Genomic DNA, 16,859 nt, shown 5'->3' on the forward strand with positions numbered 1-16,859 from the left:
GGCCGCCCAGCGCCCTGCTTTTCAGGGGCGCGGGGCTGTGTCCGATATGCGGCTCCGCCGCGCGGGCGCGAGCAGCCACAACCCACCCGCAGCCGCCGACGCGCCCGCACCCCCACAACGGTGGGCTACTCGGCCGCCGGCAGAGCCGCCCGCGGCCGCTGCCACCCCCGCGACCCCCGCGCCAGCAACCACGCCGTCGCCTCCTCCGGCGGCATCGCCGCGGCGACCAGCCACCCCTGCACGGCGTCACACCGCAGATCCCGCAGCCGCTCCCACGTCTCGTCGTCCTCCACGCCCTCCGCGACGACCAGCAGCCCCAGCGAATGCGCGAGGTCGACCGTGCAGCGCACGATCTCCGCGTCCTCGTTGTCGATGGCGAGCCGGGCCACGAACGACCGGTCGATCTTCAGCTCGCTCACCGGCAGCCGCCGCAGATGCACCAGCGAGGAGTACCCCGTCCCGAAGTCGTCCAGCGACATCTTCACGCCGTGCCCGGTCAGCCCCGCGAGGGTGTCGGCGGCCCGCTGCGGGTCCTCCAGGAGCACATGCTCCGTTATCTCCAGCTGCAACGCCCCCGCGGGCACCCCGTGCCGGGCCAGCCGCGCCGCCACCGAACCGGCGAACCCCGGTGTGTGGACGTCACGCGGCGAGACGTTCACCGCCACCGGCACCCGCAGCCCCTGCGCCCGCCACACGGCGACCTGCGCGAGCGCGGTCTCCAGCACGTACTCCGTCAGATGGGGCATCAGCCCGGACGACTCGGCGATCGCTATGAACTCGTCCGGCGGCACCTTCCCCCGCTCGGGATGCACCCACCGCACCAGCGCCTCCAGACCGGCCACCTGGCCGTCGAAGCGCACCTTCGGCTGGTAGTGCAGCTGCACCTCATGCGCGTCGAGGGCGCGGCGCAGGTCTCCCAACAGTCCCAGCCGGTCCGGGGTGTTGGAGTCCCGCTTGGACTCGTACACCTCGACGCCGGTGCGGTCCCGCTTCGCCTGGTACATCGCCACGTCCGCCCGGCGCAGCATCCCCTCCGCGTCGAGCGCGTGGTCCGGGAAGACGGCGACACCCGCGCTGGCCTCCAGGACGAGCGTGAGTCCGTCGAGGTCGAGCGGCGAGGAGAGCGCCGTGACCAGCCCGCGGGCCACCCGTGTCGCGGACGTCGTGGAGTCGGCGACCGGCAGTAACACCGCGAACTCGTCGCCGCCGAGCCGCGCCGCCTCCGCACCGCGCGGCAGTGCGGCGCGCAGCCGGTCGGCTATCTGGAGGAGCAGCCGGTCACCGGCGAGATGACCGAGCGTGTCATTGACCGAACGGAACCGGTCGAGGTCGATCACCATGAGAGCCGAGCGGGCGCCGATGCGTTCGGCGTCGTCGAGGGCGGTCCAGATCCGCTCAAGGAGCCACTGCCGATTGGGAAGTCCGGTCAGCGGGTCGCGCAGTTGCTCCTCGGCGCGGGCCCGGGCTATCCACAGGGTGGAGTCGAGGGCGACCAGCGGGATGGAGAACAGCGGGAGCAGCAGCGGCTGGGCCACGGCGACCACGCAGATCAGCGGGGCGATGCCGAGCAGGGCGACGGCGACCAGGCCCTGGCGCATGAGGGCGGTGCGGGCGACGGTGGGCACTCCGCCGCCGCGCGGTGCGTGCAGGTACCAGAGCAGGGCGCGGGTGACGGCGAGATAGGCCACCGCGACGAGCACGACCTGGGGGGCGGTGGCGACGCTCCAGCCGGCCGGGTCCCAGGGCGACTCGACGGTGGGGACGCGTCCGAACGCGCCGAGCACCAGCGCGCCGGCGCCGATGCCGAGGATGTCCACCGCGCCGTGCAGGACGCCCTGCCGCCAGCGGTGGCGCCTGGCTATGCCGACCAGGACGACGACGGTGAGGCTGACCATGCCGGCCGGCACCCAGCCGTAGAGCAGGAGGACGGCCAGGGTGAGGGCGGCGCCGGAGCCGGTGCCGCCCCACCAGCGGGCGCGGCCGAGCAGTACCAGGTGGCCGACGATGATGCCGGTCAGCACGGCCAGCGACCAGCCGACCGTGCCGGACGGGAAGAGCGCGTGGTCGTCGGTGAAGGCGCGGTAGAAGCCCGCGCCGAGGGTGAACGCGGCGGCGGCGACGACCCCGGCGGGCAGCGCGGGCCAGGACAGGTGCCGGTCGTGTTCGCTGCCGGCCAGGTCGGGCGGCGGTTCGACGGCGGCCAGCGGCAGCGGGTCGCGGGCGTCGGCCGCGCCGCTCACCACCGGCAGGCCCGGGCGCCGGTCGCCGCGCACCGCCCAGCGGCTCTCCCGCCACGCGTACGCCCGGCGGCGCAGCGGCAGCCGCGCGCCCGGAGCGGTGCTCTCGGTCGGTTCCATTCCCGTCCCTCTCACAGCCGGCGGTGCCCACGCCATGCGGTCCGTGCCCGTCAGAGCACGGGAATGCCCCGACCGCAGCTGGGCACGGCAGGCGCACATCCCAACAGTAGGCCGCAGAAGGCTTTCACGGGCAGCGGTCGTCGACGGTTGCCCGATTGCGCCCCGGCCACCCGTATGCATCTGGTATGCGCCGAACGGGTGGCCTTCAACCGCTACTCCTCGGTCGGAAGGGCTACTTCGGCCGCGGCGTCCGGTCCCTGCTCCAAAAGGACGACAAATCCGTCCTCGTTCAGAACCGGGACCTTCAGCTGCATCGCCTTGTCGTACTTCGAACCGGGGTTGTCACCGACGACCACGAACGACGTCTTCTTGGACACGGAGCCCGTCACCTTGGCCCCGCGGCTCTGCAGTGCGTCCTTGGCGCCGTCCCGGGTGTGGTGCTCCAGGGTTCCGGTCACCACGACGGTGAGGCCCTCCAGGGGACGCGGTCCCTCGTCCTCGCCGGTGGACTCGTCCTCCAGCGGGACTCCAGCGGCCTTCCACTTTCGGATGATCTCGCGGTGCCACTCCTCCGCGAACCACTCCTTGAGCGCGGTCGCGATGATGCCGCCGACGCCGTCGATGTTCGACAGCTCCTCCTCGGTGGCCTGCTCGATGCGCTCGATGGAGCGGAACTCGCGGGCCAGCGCCTGCGCGGCGACCGGTCCGACGTGCCGGATGGACAGGCCGTTGAGGAAGCGGGCGAGCGGGCGGGTCTTCGCCTCCTCGATGGTCTGCAGGAGGGCGAGGGTGTTCTTCTTGGGCTCGCCCTTCTGGTTGGCGAAGACGGTGACGACCTTCTCCTCGCCGGTCTTGGGGTCGCGCTTGGGCAGCCCGCTGTCCGGGTCCAGGACGTACGCCTTGATGGGCAGCAGCTTCTCCACCGTGAGGTCGAAGAGGTCGCCCTCGTCGACCAGCGGCGGGTCGGCGGGTTCCAGCGGCCGGGTGAGGGCGGCCGCGGCCACCCCGCCGAAGTGCTCGATGTCCAGGCACTCGCGGCCCGCGAGATAGGCGACGCGCTCCCTCAACTGGGCGGGGCAGGTGCGGGCGTTGGGGCAGCGGAGGTCGATGTCGCCCTCCTTCATGGCCCGCAGCGGGGTGCCGCACTCGGGGCACTCGGCCGGCATCACGAACTCCCGCTCGGTGCCGTCCCGCAGGTCGACGACCGGGCCGAGGATCTCCGGGATGACGTCACCGGCCTTGCGCAGCACCACAGTGTCGCCGATCAGCACGCCCTTGGCCTTGACGACCTCCTGGTTGTGCAGGGTGGCGAACTCGACCTCGCTGCCCGCCACCGTGACCGGCTCGACCTGCGCGTACGGGGTGACCCGCCCGGTGCGGCCGACGCCCACCTTGATGTCGACGAGCTTGGTGTTGACCTCTTCCGGCGCGTACTTGTACGCGATCGCCCAGCGCGGCGCCCGCGCGGTCGAGCCCAGCCGCCCCTGGAGACGGATCTCGTCGAGCTTGACGACGACACCGTCGATCTCGTGCTCCACGGAGTGCCGGTTCTCGCCGTAGTAGGCGATGAACTCCCGCACCCCGTCCAGGTCGTCGACCACCCGGTTGTGCGGGGAGGTGGGCAGCCCCCAGGTCTTCAGCAGGGCGTAGCCCTCGGAGAGCCGGTTCAGGCCCTCGAAGCCCTCCAGGGCACCGATGCCGTGGACGACCATGTGCAGCGGGCGGGAGGCGGTGACCCGCGGGTCCTTCTGGCGCAGTGAACCGGCCGCCGCGTTGCGCGGGTTGGCGAACGGCTTGTCACCGGCGGCGAGCAGGCGCTCGTTGAGCTCGGCGAACTTCTCCATCGGGAAGTAGACCTCGCCGCGGATCTCGACCAGGTCCGGGACCCGCTCGCCGTGCAGCCGGTCCGGGATCTCCGCGATCGTACGGACGTTGGGCGTGATGTCCTCGCCGGTGCGGCCGTCACCGCGGGTCGCCGCGCGGACGAGGCGGCCGTGCTCGTAGGTGAGGTTGACGGCGAGGCCGTCGACCTTGAGCTCGCACAGGAAGTGGTACTCCTGGTCGCCCAGTTCCTTGTGGATCCGCTCGGCCCAGGCCGCGAGGTCGTCGTCGTTGAACGTGTTGTCCAGCGACATCATCCGCGAGCGGTGCTCGACCGAGGTGAACTCCGTCTCGTACGACCCCGCGACCTTCTGGGTCGGCGAGTCGGGTGTGCGCAGCTCGGGGTGCTGGTCCTCCAGCGCCTCCAGCGTCTTGAGGAGGGTGTCGAACTCCGCGTCGCTGACGACGGGGGCGTCCTTCACGTAGTACCGGAAGCGGTGCTCCTCGATCTGCTCGGCGAGCCGCGCGTGCTTCTCCCGTGCCTCGGCGGGCACCGCCGTCTGAGCCTGCTGCTGGTCGCCGGCCACCGTGTTCCTCCCGTTACTCTGGGTTGTCCGCGAGTGATCTCGCCGCCCTGACGCAGTGGGCGAGCGCCTGCCGGGCGTACGCGGGGGAAGCGCCCGCGAGTCCGCACGACGGGGTGACCGTGACGGATTCCGCGAGAAGCCCCGGCCGCAGCCCCAGCCTGCGCCACAGCGTCCTGACACCCATGACGCTACCGGCAGGGTCTGACAATGCGGCGTCCGTGCCGGGCACGACACCGACGAACAGCCGGGTACCGCCCTCGACGGCCTCGCCGATGGCGTCCTCGTCACGTTCGGTGAGGAGTGAGAAGTCGAAGGAGACGGCGGCGGCGCCGGCCCGGCGGAGCAGGGCGAAGGGGACGTCGGGGGCACAGGAGTGCACGGCCACCGGGCCGTCGGCATGGACGCCCATCACCTCGCGCAGGGTTGCCTCGACGAGCTGGCGGTCCACGGCCCGGTGGGTGCGGTAGCCGCTGGCCGTCCTGACCTGGCCGCGCAGCACGGCGGTGAGGGACGGCTCGTCGAGCTGGAGGACCACACGGGCGCCGGGGATCCGGGCGCGGACCTCGGCGAGGTGCAGCCGCAGGCCCTCGGCGAGGGAGGCGGCCAGGTCCCGGCAGGCGCCGGGGTCGGAGAGCACCGACTCGCCGTTCCTCAGCTCCAGGGCGGCGGCCAGCGTCCAGGGGCCGACCGCCTGCACCTTGAGCGGGCCCTCGTACTCCTGGGTGAACTCCTCCAGCGCGTCCAGGTCCTCGCCCAGCCAGGAGCGGGCCCGCCGGGTGTCCCGGCCCGGCCGGTCGCCGATCCGCCAGCCGCTGGGCTCCACGCGCGCGTACAGCTCCACGAGCAGGCCCGCGGTACGGCCGATCATGTCGGCGCCGGGGCCGCGGGCGGGCAGTTCGGGCAGGAAGGGGAAGTCCTCGAAGCTGCCGGTCGCGGTCTTGGCGGCCTCCCGGGCGTCGGTGCCGGGGAGCGAGCCGACGCCGGTGGCAGCGCCGAAGACGGTGTTTGCGTTCACGTGAGGAGCCTAAGCGGGCCGGGAGGCGCGGTGTGCGGGCGGGCGTCCTCCGGGGTGAGCGGCCGATCCTGGTGAGCAGGGCGTCGGCCACCGGGAGGCCGAGTTCGCCGAAGAGGGGGAGGGCGCGCCGCCGTGGGTTCGCGGGCGGAGGCCGGCGTGGGTTCGCGGGCGGAGGCCACCGTGGGTTCGCGGGCGGAGGCCACCGTGGGTTCGCGGGCGGAGGCCACCGTGGGTTCGCGGGCGGAGGCCACCGTGGGTTCGCGGGCGGAGGCCGCCGTGGGTTCGCGGGCGGAGGCCGCCGTGGGTTCGCGGGCGGGGACCGGCGGGCGACGCCGGGGCCCTGCGGGCGGTCACGGCCAGGCGCCGGAAGCGGTGCGGGGCGACCTGGTCGGGGTCGAGGTCCAGCTGGTAACCGCCGGTGCGGCGCAGCAGCGGTGATCGGCCCTCGCCGCTGTCGTCGAGACGTGCGGCGAGCCGCCGGATGCGGGCGACGGGCGCGCACAGGGCGCGGCGTGCGCCCTCGGGCGGGGCCCCGCCCCGCACCCGATCTACGCGCGCCTCGACCGGCACGGTCCGGCCGACGTCCACCCCCCGTCCGCCCCGCCCCACCCGCGTGCGCGGTCTCCTCACGTCGGCGGGCTGGGCGACAAGGTTTCGACAAATATTCGGCCCATGCACGGCCTCCACCCTGGTCCGGGCGGTTTCGCGCCGGTTCGTCGGCGTGTGGCGCCCATGACCACACCCCGACCGGAGACCGGACGGGGCTCACACGTGAAAACGGGGGTTGACACGTGCATCGATCGGAGAGTGCGACCGCGACGGCCTCGGCACCTTCGCCGGGGCAGTCGGCGGCTGCGGCCGGACCGCTGTCCGCGACGGCCGGACGCGGTGTCCTGGAAGGCGCCTTCGCCCTGCTGAACGCCCTGGACCAGGAGCAGGACGTCGGGGTCAGCGCGCTGGCCGCCGTGTGCGGTCTGCCCAAGACGACCGCGTACCGGCTGCTCGACCAGCTGACGGAACTGGGCGCCGTCGAGCGGAGCGCGGGCCGCTACCGCATCGGACCGGGCATGTTCCGGCTGGGCCAGGGCTGGCAGCCGTACCCGGGCCTGCGGTCGGCCGCCCGGCGGCCGCTGCGGCGGCTGACGGCCGTCACCGGTATGACGGCCGAACTCGCCGTGCTGCACCGGGGCCAGACGCTGGTCCTGGACTGGACGACGACCGCGGACGTGCCGCGCCCGCTGCCCGACGACCGTCCGGTCTGGCCCTGGTACACGGCGGCCGGCAAGGTCCTGGCCGCCTGGGCCCGCCCCGGAGCGGCGCCCGGCCCGCTGCCCCGGGCCTGGCCGGACGAGGCCGGGCGGATCCGGGAGTCCGGAGCCGCCTACGACCACGAGGAGGTGCTGACCGGCGTGTGCTGTGCCGCCGTGCCCGTGTACGCGGCGGACGGCGTGCCGGTGGCGGCACTGAGCGTGCTGACCGGCCCCGACCACCGGCTTGAGCGCCTCGCCGACACGGCCCGGCGCGCGGCGTCGGCCATCACGGCGGGGCTCGGCCGCCGCCCCTGACGCCGGACACCGGACGCCGGACAGCGCGCCCGCCGTTCCGCTCAACGGCACAACCGGCGACAGGGCGCGGCCCGCCACCCAGGCTGGGTCCGCCGACCGAGGCGCCCCGCACCGGAGCCCCGGCCTCCGGCGGCTCACCCGGACGCCGGTCCCCGGCACCCCTCGGAGAGGACACCCATGACGTCGTCGTCCGCACGTCCCGTGACCGGCAACGGCGTCGGCGCCGGTCCGGCCGCCCGCCGTGGCGACCCGCTGGCCCTGCTGACGGCGGAGTTCGGCGGCGGCCCCGACGTGTGGCGCTCGGCGCTGGGCGGGGCGGTGTGCGTGGCCGAGCCGGAGGCGGCCCGCGCGGTACTGGGCAACCGGCACGGCGTGGTCGCGGAGACCTCCGACTTCTACCACCACCGGCGCGGGGTCTTCGGGCCGCGCTCCGCGCAGATCGCCATCGGCCGCGCGGCCCGCGGCCTGATCCAGCGTCACCTGCGGGAACGGCGGGCCGAACTGCCCGGGCTTGTCGCCGAGTCGCTGGCGCCGCGCAGCGAGTGGCCGGACGCCGGGAACCGGCTCGTCGAACGGCATCTGGGCGAGGTGCTGCTGCACCCGCAGGCACCGCCGCACGTGCGCGCGACCGTGGCGGCGATCGTCACCCGCACGGTCCTCGCGGGTGCCCGGCGGCGCCGCCCCGCCCCGTCCCGGCTGCTGTTCCGCCGCCGTGCGCTGCGCGTCCTGCGCACGGAGGTCCGCGCCCGGCAGCGGGCGCCGCGTCCGCCCGGCGGCCCGGCGGAGCCGCGCGACCTGCTCGACGTCGTCGTCGGCGGGGGCGGGCCCGACGCGGATCCCGCGGAGCTGGTCGAGGTCTATCTGTCCTTCCTGTTCGCCACCGTCGGGTCGGTCGGGTTCGCGCTGGGCTGGGCGGTCCTGCTGCTGGGCACGCACCCGGACCGGGCCGCGACGGAACCGGGCTGGATCGTCCGCGAGGCGCTGCGGCTGTGGCCGGTGGCCTGGCTGTTCGCCCGCACCCCGGCCCGGGCGCAGGAACTGGGCGGGACCCGCGTCACGCCCCGGGACCGGCTCATGGTGTGCAGCTATCTGGTGCACCGGCACCCCGGGCACTGGGAGCGGCCCGACGAGTTCCTCCCGCAGCGCTGGGCCGAGGGCGCGCCCGACGCGGCCTACCTGCCGTTCGGGCACGGTCCGCACACCTGCGCCGGCGCGACCGTCACCGTACGGCTGCTGGAGGACCTCGTCGGACTCCTGACCCGTGACTGGCGGGTGTCGGTCACCTCTGACGGCGGCGGGCCCCAGGTGGGTCCGGCGCTGGCTCCGCCGCGGTTCACCGCGGTGCTGAGCCGTCCCGACGGCTGTCCCGAGAGGAGGTGAACCAGCATGCGCGCGCTGTACCTCAAGACGAAGTCGGTCCTCAACGTCCGTCGCTCGTACGGGCAGTTCTGGTACCTGTACCACCACATCTGACCGGACCGGCGCGGGGAGGCGCCGTACGGCCGGCTCCCCGCGCCCCCAGGAGGGGACGCCCACGATGACCACCCCGCAGCACCCCGAGGACTTCCTGAGTTCCCTGCGGCTGCGCAGCGCGCAGGAGGACGGGATCTTCTGGGTCGACGACCAGCGGCTCGGGGTCTTCGAGCCGGAGGCGGCGCGCCGGGTCAGCGCCGCGAACTGGCACCGGTTCGTCCTGCACGACCGCCTGGTCGACATGGTGCGCCGGCGGCGCAGCCCCGAGGTGCGGTGGAGCCGGATCCGCGCGACCTGGCTGACCCGACTGCACGCCCTGGCGACGGCGGAGCAGCACGGACTGCTGATCGGGCGCATGGAGCGGGTGCTGGACGCGCGGGCCGGGCAGGACACCGACCTGACCCTGCTGATGCAGGACCTCGCGCTGCGCTCGCTGCTGCCCGTCGCGCTCGGCGGGCTCACCGCGGGCGAGGCCGAAGTGGTGCGCCGGGACCTGGAGATGAAGCTGGCGCGGCTGGTGTCGCCCGTGCCGGGCGGTGTCCTGCACCAGTTGCGGCACGTGGCCGTCCAGGTGCGGGCCGGGCTGGTGGTGCGCCGGGTCCTGCGGCAGCGCGCCCTCGGTCGGCGCGGGCGCGAGCCGGACCTCGCCGACCCGTTCGTGGACCTGCTGCCGGAACTGGGCATGGACCGCGCGCTGGACGTGGTGACCACCGTCCTCACCGCCATCGGGGGCCCGCCCGGGACCGCCCTCGCCAGCCTGCTGTACGAGTTCGTCCGACACCCGGAGTGGCAGCGCCGGCTGGAGGCCGAACTGGGCGCCGTGGACCCGGTGGAGTTCCGTACGGCGCCCACCCGGGCGGCCCCGGTGACGTACCGGTTCGTGAAGGAGGTGCTGCGGATGTGGAGCCCGCCGCTGCTGCTGGTGCGCCGCTCCACGCTCGGGTTCGACCTGGGCGGCACGCGGCTGGAGCCGGGCCAGTGGTATCTGCTGAGCCCGCATCTGATCCACCGCGACGAGCGGGTGTGGGAGCGGCCCGACGTCTTCGACCCGGACCGCTTCCTGCCCGGCGCGCCGCACGGACCGGCCGACCGCGCCAGTTATGTGCCGTTCGGCTGGGCGCCGAAGAAGTGCGTCGGCGCGAACCTCGCGATCGTCCAGCTGATGGCCCTGTGCCACCTGTTGTGCACGCGCTACCGGCTCACCGTGGCGGATCCGGAGGCGGTCACGATGGCCCTGCGGTTCGCGCCGGTGCCGGAGAACTTTGACGGGCGGCTGGTCCTGCGGTGAGCGCCCCGAAGGGGCGCTGGGGGTACCCCCGGCCGAAGGCTGGGGGAGGAACTGCGCGACCAGCCACGACGGCGCCGCAGTCGACACACTGCGTATCGCGGCTTTTCCAGCGGAGCGCCTAGCCAGCAAGCGGGCCGGGGCGCACGGTGAGGTCGTTGATCTCCGCGTCCCCCGGCAGGTCGAGCGCCGTCAGGATCGTGGTCGCGACCGACTCCGGGTCGATCCAGCGGGCGGGGTCGTACTCCTTGCCCTCCTGCTGGTGGACCTTGGCCTGCATGGGGCTCGCCGTGCGGCCGGGGTAGACCGAGGTGACCCGGACGCCGTTGCCGTGCTCCTCGTGGCGCAGGGAGTCGGCCAGCGCCTTCAGCCCGTGCTTCGAGGCCGCGTACGCCGACCAGCCCGCGTGCGCGTTGAGGCCGGCGCCGGAGTTCACGAAGATGACGTGGCCGCGCGTGGTGCGGAGCTGGGGCAGGAAGTGGCGGGTCAGCTCGGCCGGTGCGATCAGGTTGACGTTGAGCTGGTGGCGCCAGGACTTCGGGGTCAGTTCGCCGATCCCGCCCAGGTCGACCACGCCCGCGATGTGCAGCAGCGAGTCGACCCGGTCCGGCAGCGACTGGTGGGAGAACGCCCAGGAGAGCTTGTCGGGGTCCGCCAGGTCGCCGACCAGGGTGCGGGCGCCGGGGAACTCGGCGGCCAGTTCCTTCGCGCGGCCCGCGTCGCGCGCGTGCAGGACGAGTTCGTCCCCGCGCGCGTGCAGACGGCGGGCCACGGCGGCGCCGATGCCGGAACCGGCACCGGTGATCACATGAGTTGCCATGGAGGCCATGCTCGCATCAGCTGGCGCTCGGGTCCGCCTCCAGGTACGCGAGCGCGGCAGCGGGCTCGTCGGCGAAGAACACCAGCTCGGACAGGGGGCGCGGCAGGAAGCCCTCCGCTTCCATGCGGCGGAACTGTTCCTTGAGGCCGTCGTAGAAACCGGCGGTGTTGAGCAGGACCACGGGCTTGTCGGTGTGGCCGTGCTTCTTGAGCTCCAGGATCTCGGTGGCCTCGTCGAGCGTGCCGGTGCCGCCGACCATGATCACGACGGCGTCGGACTTCTCCAGGAGGAGGCGTTTGCGTTCCGCGAGGTCGGCGGCGATGACCATCTCGTCGGCGCCGGGGCGGGCCTTGTGGGCGAGGAAGTCGACGGAGACGCCGGTCAGCTTGCCGCCGGCTTCCTGGACGCCGTCGGCGACGACCTTCATGAGACCGGTGTCCGAGCCGCCCCAGACCAGGGAGTGGCCGCCTTTGCCGATCAGTGTCGCGAAGTCTCTGGCGGGGCGGGTGTAGCGGTCGTCGAGATCTGCTGCGGAGAGGAAGACACAGATTCGCATGGGGTCAGGGTAGGCATTGCCGGATGGCGGCTGCGGGCCGTGTGTGGCTGGTCGCGCCCACGCGGCGGAGCCGCACATCGATACAGCCCCGCGCCCCTGAAAGCAGGGGGTTGCTCCACCCTCGGGAACAAGGAGCCGTCTGTCGGTGTCAGCCCTACATGGCCTCTGGACACACGATCACCATCGAAGACAGTGACCGGCACGTGCGGGTGACGCACGGCGATCTGGTTCTCGCCGAGAGCGACCGGGCGCTCGTGCTGCACGAGACCGGTTGTCCCCCGCGCTACTACATTCCCGCCGAGGACGTGCGGCTCGATCTGCTGACGTCGTCGGAGACGCACACCGTCTGTCCCTTCAAGGGGACCGCCTCCTACTGGTCGCTGGCGGACGCGCCGGACCTGGTCTGGGCGTATCCGGAGCCGAAGGAGGACGTCGCGCGGATCAAGGACCACCTCTGCTTCTACGAGGTGGAGGTCACCGGCTGACGTCGGACGGTCGAGGCGATCGTGGCCGAGCCGACGACGCGGGTGTCGTCGTAGAGCACGATCGCCTGGCCGGGGGCGACGCCCCGGACCGGGTCGGTGAACGTGACACGCAGTTCGCCGTCGACCAGTTCCGCGCTCACCTCGGTCTCGCCGCCGTGGGCGCGGAGCTGGGCGGTGTAGACGCCGGGGGCGGTGGGGGCGGTACCGCACCAGCGGGGCTTGATCGCGGTGAGGCCGGTGACGTCGAGGGCGTCGGCGGGGCCGACCGTCACGGTGTTGTCGACCGGGGAGATGTCGAGGACGTAGCGCGGCTTGCCGTCGGCGGCGGGGTGGCCGATGCGCAGGCCCTTGCGCTGGCCGATGGTGAAGCCGTACGCGCCCTCGTGGGTGCCGAGCTTGGTGCCGGTCTCGTCGACGATGTCGCCCTCGGCCTTGCCGAGGCGCTTCGCGAGGAAGCCCTGGGTGTCGCCGTCGGCGATGAAGCAGATGTCGTGCGAGTCGGGCTTCTTGGCGACCGCGAGGCCCCGGCGCTCGGCCTCGGCGCGGATCTCCTCCTTGGTGGTGAGGGTGTCACCGAGCGGGAAGAGGGCGTGGGCGAGCTGCCTCTCGTCCAGGACGCCGAGGACGTACGACTGGTCCTTCGCCATGTCGGAGGCGCGGTGCAGTTCGCGGGAGCCGTCGGCGAGGGTCACGATCTTCGCGTAGTGGCCGGTGCAGACGGCGTCGAAGCCGAGCGCGAGCGCCTTGTCCAGGAGCGCGGCGAACTTGATCTTCTCGTTGCAGCGCAGGCACGGGTTGGGGGTGCGGCCGGCCTCGTACTCGGCGACGAAGTCCTCGACGACGTCCTCGCGGAAGCGGTCGGCGAGGTCCCAGACGTAGAACGGGATACCGATGACGTCGGCGGCGCGGCGGGCGTCGCGGGAGTCCTCGATGGTGCAACAGCCCCGGGCGCCCGTGCGGAAGGACTGGGGGTTCGCGGAGAGCGCGAGGTGGACGCCGGTGACGTCGTGGCCCGCGTCGGCCGCGCGGGCGGCGGCGACGGCGGAGTCCACGCCGCCCGACATGGCGGCGAGGACGCGGAGGGGGCGGGTGCGCTGCGGGGTGTCATCAGTCATAGCCCTTCCAGAGTACGGGGGCGCGGGAACCGGAGCCCGCGAGTATCCGTTGGAGATCGCATGGGGGAGAGAACGGGTGATCAGGACCGGCGGCTCGGGCGGCGGGCGCTGCTGGTCGGCGGGGCGGCGGCCGCGGTGGGCACGGCGGCGCTGACCAGGGACGAGCTGACCCGGATGTACTGGCGGCTGCCGGGGGTGCGCAAGGCCCGGGTGGCGGGCGCGGTGGATTTCCGGGGCGCGCGGTGGAGGGCGGCGTCCCCGGCGAACTACCGGACGGCGGACCGGCCGGACGACTACCGGATCGACCGGGTGGTCGTCCATGTCACCCAGGGCGGCTACGCGAGCGCGGTGAAGGTCTTCCAGGACCCGGCGCACGGGGCGGCGGCGCACTACATCGTGCGCAAGGACGGCCGGATCACCCAGCTGGTCCGTGAGCTGGACGTGGCGTTCCACGCGGGGAACCGGTCGTACAACGAGCGGAGTGTGGGGATCGAGCACGAGGGGTTCGTGGACCGCCCGGAGGACTTCACCGACGCGATGTACGCGGCCTCGGCCCGGCTGACGGCCGCGATATGCCGGCGGTACGGCATGCCGGCGGACCGCGAGCATGTGATCGGGCATGTGGAGGTGCCGGGGACGGACCACACCGACCCGGGGAAGCACTGGGACTGGGAGCGGTACATGGGGCTTGTCCGGCGGGTCGGACAGGCCTGACCCCCAGTTCCACCTGTGACTCAATCGTTATCATGTGCATGCCCTGCGCGGCGCCTGTGTCCGTTGCGTCCCGCACCCGGGGCGCCAGCTGCGCCTGATCAACTCCGCCTGCTTTCAAGGGAGTTAAGCATTATCAGCGTCCATGGCCGCCTCACAGCCCCCCCGGTTGACTCCTAACTTCGCCTCAGATTTCACACAGTCCCCAGGTCAAACATCCGGGGCCATGACCCACACCACAGATCCCGCCTTCGAGGCGGAGGGCAGCGAAGAGCAGGAAACCCGCGGCAGGCGACGGCGGGCCAAGGGCGCGGACCACGCCAAGCCGGAGCACTCCAAGGCGGAGCGCGTCACCGACGCCGAGCACTCCAAGGACGCGACGGTCAAGCGCGGCAAGGGCGTGCACCGGCGGAAGTTCCTCGGCGGCATGGCCGGGGTCGGTCTTGGCGCCGTCGGCGCGGCCGGCGCGACCTTCGCCCTGCTGACCGACGCGAGCGGCAACAAGGCGGGCGCCGCCACCAACACCGCCACCCTGTCGGTCCCGGACCTCCTGGAGGGCACCACCTCCGACAGCACCACCACCTTCACGCTGGAGGCGCAGACCGGCAGCGCCGAGGTGATCAGCGGTGTCACCAGCACCACCGCCGGCTACAACCAGTCGTTCCTCGGCCCGACCATGAAGTGGACCAAGGGCAACGTCAACGTCCTCAACATCACCAACAGCCTGGGCGAGGACACCACGGTCCACTTCCACGGCGCGCACGTCCCGGCCAAGATGGACGGCGGTCCGCAGGTCGCGTTCTCCGACGGGGAGACCTGGTCGCCGACCTTCACGGTCAAGGACGAGCCGATGACGCTCTGGTACCACCCGCACGCGCTGGGCACCACCGCGAAGCAGGCGGTGCACGGCCTGGCCGGCATGATCATCGTCGAGGACAGCGACGACACCACCAGCGCCGACCTGCCCAGCACCTACGGCACGGACGACATCCCGCTGATCTTCCAGTGCCTGGCCGTGGACGACGACGGCGACATCAAGTACGACCTGACCGGCTACCTCACCAACGGCCTGAACTTCCCGCTGCTGGTGAACGGCACCAACGTCGACGACACCACCCTCACCTTCACCGCGACCAAGACCCGGACCCGGTTCCGGCTGCTCAACGCCTCGCCGTCGGACATCATCACCATCCAGCGCAGCGACGGCGGCACGATGACCCAGATCGCCACCGACCAGGGCTACCTGGCGTCGGCGGCCGACGTCACCGAGATCCGGCTGGTGGCCGGCGCCCGCGCCGAGATGGTCATGGACCTCTCGGACGACGTCACCCTCCAGGCGGTCGTCACCACCGGCTGGGTGCGCGGCGGCAGCGGCACGTACGACTTCCTGTCCGTCACCGCGAGCGGCAGCGACACTCCGGACGACCTGCCCAGCTCACTGCGGACCATCGACCGGTACGACACCAGCGACTTCACCGCGCGCACCATCACCCTCGGCCAGTCCGGCACGACGATGCTGATCAACGGCTCGGCCGGCACGAGCATGTCCTCCATGGCCATGATCAGCACCACGCTGGGGTCCAAGGAGATCTGGACGATCAAGAACAGCACGCAGCTGGAGCACTCCTTCCATCTGCACGACGTGCCGTATCAGCTGATCTCCGTCAACGGCGAGGATCCGACCGGCGTCGAACTCGGCTGGTACGACACCTACGAGGTGGTCGGCGGCGGCTCCATCGAGATCGCCATGGAGTTCACGGACTTCTCCGACGACACCTACATGTACATGCTGCACTGTCATCTCCTGCAGCACGAGGACGAGGGGATGATGGCGTCCCTCATGGTCACCGAGGGCTAGTCGCGAGACCGGCCTCTCGGGGAGGCTGCCGCCGGCAGTGGAAGTGCCGGCGGCAGCCGTTCGTGAGGTTCCGGTCACTGGCAGGCCCCCCGCAACACATCGACCCGGCCGCCCGTGCTGTCCGCCACCACGAGGTCGCGGACGCCGTCGCCGTCCAGGTCGGCCGCCGTCGCGTCGTAGGCGCCGGTGGCGGGCACGTCGGTCAGCTGGGTGAGGGTGCCCGTGGTGGCGCCCGCGTACGGCGTGACCGAGTTCCCCTTCAGCGAGGAGACCAGCAGGTCCGTGGTGCCGTCCCCGTCCAGGTCGGCGGCGCCCACGGCGACCGGCAGCGCGGGCGCGGCGTAGGTGGTGGCCGCGGCGAAGGTGCCGTCGCCGTCGAAGTCGCCCTCGGCCAGGGAGTAGAGCCGGGAGGTGGTCGCGTACGAGGTGGCGGCCCCCAGGGCTCCGGTGCCGTCGCCGAGCAGCACGCTCACCCCCGCACTGCCCACGCCGGCGGTGGCCACGTCGGCATCGCCGTCACCGTCGAAGTCCCCGACGGCCACACCGTGCGGCTGACTGCCGGTGGCGGCCTGGCCCGCGTCGGTGAAGGTGCCGTCCCCGTCGCCCAGCAGCACCCGCACGGTGCTGGTCTGCTGCTCGGCGACCACCAGATCGGCCGTACCGTCCCCGTTGAGGTCCCCGGTGGCCGGCGCCCGGGGCGACCCGGACACGTCGATCGCCGAGGCCGTACGGAAGGTGCCGTCACCGGAGTTGAGCAACACACTCACCTGGGCCCCGCCGAAGTCGGCGGTCGCGAGGTCAGGATGGCCGTCGCCGTCGAAGTCCGCGACCACGGTCTGGTACGGCCGGGTCCCCACCGCGTAGGTGCTGCCCGCCGCGAACGTCCCGTCCCCCGCGCCCGGCAGGACCGTCACCGAGTCGGCGTCGAGGTTGGCGGCGACCACGTCGAGCACCCCGTCGCCGTCGACGTCGGCGGTGACCACGTGCCGGGCGTTGGTGGCGGCGGCCGCGGAGCCGGTCAGGGTGTACGCGAGGACGCAGCCGCCGTCGGCGGCCACGGCGGGCAGCGCCGGCAGCGCGGCGGCGCGGCGGCGAGGAGCAGCCCACCGGCCGCGGCGGCCCGCATACGGACGTGCCGGGTCATGCCGTACCGCCTTTCAGTTCAAGGGACTCGATGGCTGGGGAGGCCGGTCACGCGGTATCCAGGGGGG

14 protein-coding genes are annotated in these 16,859 nt (G+C 72.9%); 7 read left to right on the top strand and 7 right to left on the bottom strand.

The window, feature by feature from the left end; genetic code table 11:
- Positions 1-125 precede the first annotated feature (125 nt).
- From ACFZDK_RS32820 to ACFZDK_RS32830, 3 genes are all read right to left on the bottom strand, one after another.
- Positions 126-2,357 (bottom strand): EAL domain-containing protein, encoded by a 2,232-nt coding sequence (locus tag ACFZDK_RS32820; RefSeq protein ID WP_390977528.1) that lies wholly within the window; start codon positions 2,355-2,357, stop codon positions 126-128.
- A gap of 212 nt (positions 2,358-2,569) precedes the next feature.
- On the bottom strand, positions 2,570-4,765 hold the full coding sequence (ligA, locus tag ACFZDK_RS32825; protein ID WP_390977529.1) for an NAD-dependent DNA ligase LigA: 2,196 nt from the start codon (positions 4,763-4,765) through the stop codon (positions 2,570-2,572).
- A 13-nt stretch (positions 4,766-4,778) separates the two neighbouring features.
- A complete protein-coding gene (locus ACFZDK_RS32830; protein ID WP_390977531.1) occupies positions 4,779-5,780 on the bottom strand; it encodes a methionine synthase in 1,002 nt (333 codons plus the stop codon).
- 156 nt (positions 5,781-5,936) lie between these two features.
- Between ACFZDK_RS32830 and ACFZDK_RS32835 the strand changes: the two genes are divergently transcribed.
- The 4 genes from ACFZDK_RS32835 (at position 5,937) to ACFZDK_RS32850 (ending at position 10,106) form a co-directional block, all read left to right on the top strand.
- The gene (locus ACFZDK_RS32835) at positions 5,937-6,218 is read left to right on the top strand and encodes a hypothetical protein (protein WP_390977532.1); all 282 of its coding nucleotides are present in this window, start codon (positions 5,937-5,939) and stop codon (positions 6,216-6,218) included.
- A 353-nt stretch (positions 6,219-6,571) separates the two neighbouring features.
- Complete coding sequence (locus ACFZDK_RS32840; RefSeq protein ID WP_390977533.1) at positions 6,572-7,345, top strand: IclR family transcriptional regulator C-terminal domain-containing protein; 774 nt, start codon at positions 6,572-6,574, stop codon at positions 7,343-7,345.
- Positions 7,346-7,522: 177 nt separating this feature from the next.
- Entirely contained in the window at positions 7,523-8,725 is a 1,203-nt protein-coding gene (locus tag ACFZDK_RS32845; protein ID WP_390977534.1) for a cytochrome P450, read from the top strand.
- A gap of 157 nt (positions 8,726-8,882) precedes the next feature.
- Positions 8,883-10,106, top strand: coding sequence for a cytochrome P450 (locus tag ACFZDK_RS32850; RefSeq protein WP_390977535.1), 1,224 nt, complete (start codon positions 8,883-8,885; stop codon positions 10,104-10,106).
- A gap of 118 nt (positions 10,107-10,224) precedes the next feature.
- Here ACFZDK_RS32850 and ACFZDK_RS32855 read toward each other — a convergent pair whose 3' ends face one another.
- On the bottom strand, positions 10,225-10,932 hold the full coding sequence (locus tag ACFZDK_RS32855) for an SDR family oxidoreductase (protein ID WP_390977536.1): 708 nt from the start codon (positions 10,930-10,932) through the stop codon (positions 10,225-10,227).
- 7 nt (positions 10,933-10,939) lie between these two features.
- Positions 10,940-11,479, bottom strand: coding sequence for a TIGR00730 family Rossman fold protein (locus ACFZDK_RS32860; RefSeq protein ID WP_390977537.1), 540 nt, complete (start codon positions 11,477-11,479; stop codon positions 10,940-10,942).
- 158 nt (positions 11,480-11,637) lie between these two features.
- Between ACFZDK_RS32860 and ACFZDK_RS32865 the strand changes: the two genes are divergently transcribed.
- Positions 11,638-11,964: a DUF427 domain-containing protein gene (locus ACFZDK_RS32865; protein WP_390977538.1), complete on the top strand. Its 327-nt coding sequence runs from the start codon at positions 11,638-11,640 to the stop codon at positions 11,962-11,964.
- On the opposite strand, the gene mnmA is transcribed toward ACFZDK_RS32865, so the two are convergent.
- Entirely contained in the window at positions 11,940-13,079 is a 1,140-nt protein-coding gene (mnmA, locus tag ACFZDK_RS32870) for a tRNA 2-thiouridine(34) synthase MnmA (RefSeq protein WP_390977539.1), read from the bottom strand. The genes ACFZDK_RS32865 and mnmA overlap by 25 nt on opposite strands.
- A 60-nt stretch (positions 13,080-13,139) precedes the next feature.
- Here mnmA and ACFZDK_RS32875 point away from each other — a divergent pair, with 60 nt between their 5' ends.
- Positions 13,140-13,793, top strand: coding sequence for an N-acetylmuramoyl-L-alanine amidase (locus ACFZDK_RS32875; protein WP_390977540.1), 654 nt, complete (start codon positions 13,140-13,142; stop codon positions 13,791-13,793).
- 223 nt (positions 13,794-14,016) lie between these two features.
- Positions 14,017-15,648: a multicopper oxidase domain-containing protein gene (locus ACFZDK_RS32880; RefSeq protein ID WP_390977541.1), complete on the top strand. Its 1,632-nt coding sequence runs from the start codon at positions 14,017-14,019 to the stop codon at positions 15,646-15,648.
- Positions 15,649-15,722: 74 nt separating this feature from the next.
- Here the strand turns inward: ACFZDK_RS32880 and ACFZDK_RS32885 are convergent, their stop codons facing one another.
- Positions 15,723-16,706 (bottom strand): FG-GAP-like repeat-containing protein, encoded by a 984-nt coding sequence (locus tag ACFZDK_RS32885; RefSeq protein ID WP_390977542.1) that lies wholly within the window; start codon positions 16,704-16,706, stop codon positions 15,723-15,725.
- Positions 16,707-16,859 lie beyond the last annotated feature (153 nt).

The organism is Streptomyces sp. NPDC007901, from assembly GCF_042959465.1.
Lineage (GTDB): Bacteria > Actinomycetota > Actinomycetes > Streptomycetales > Streptomycetaceae > Streptomyces.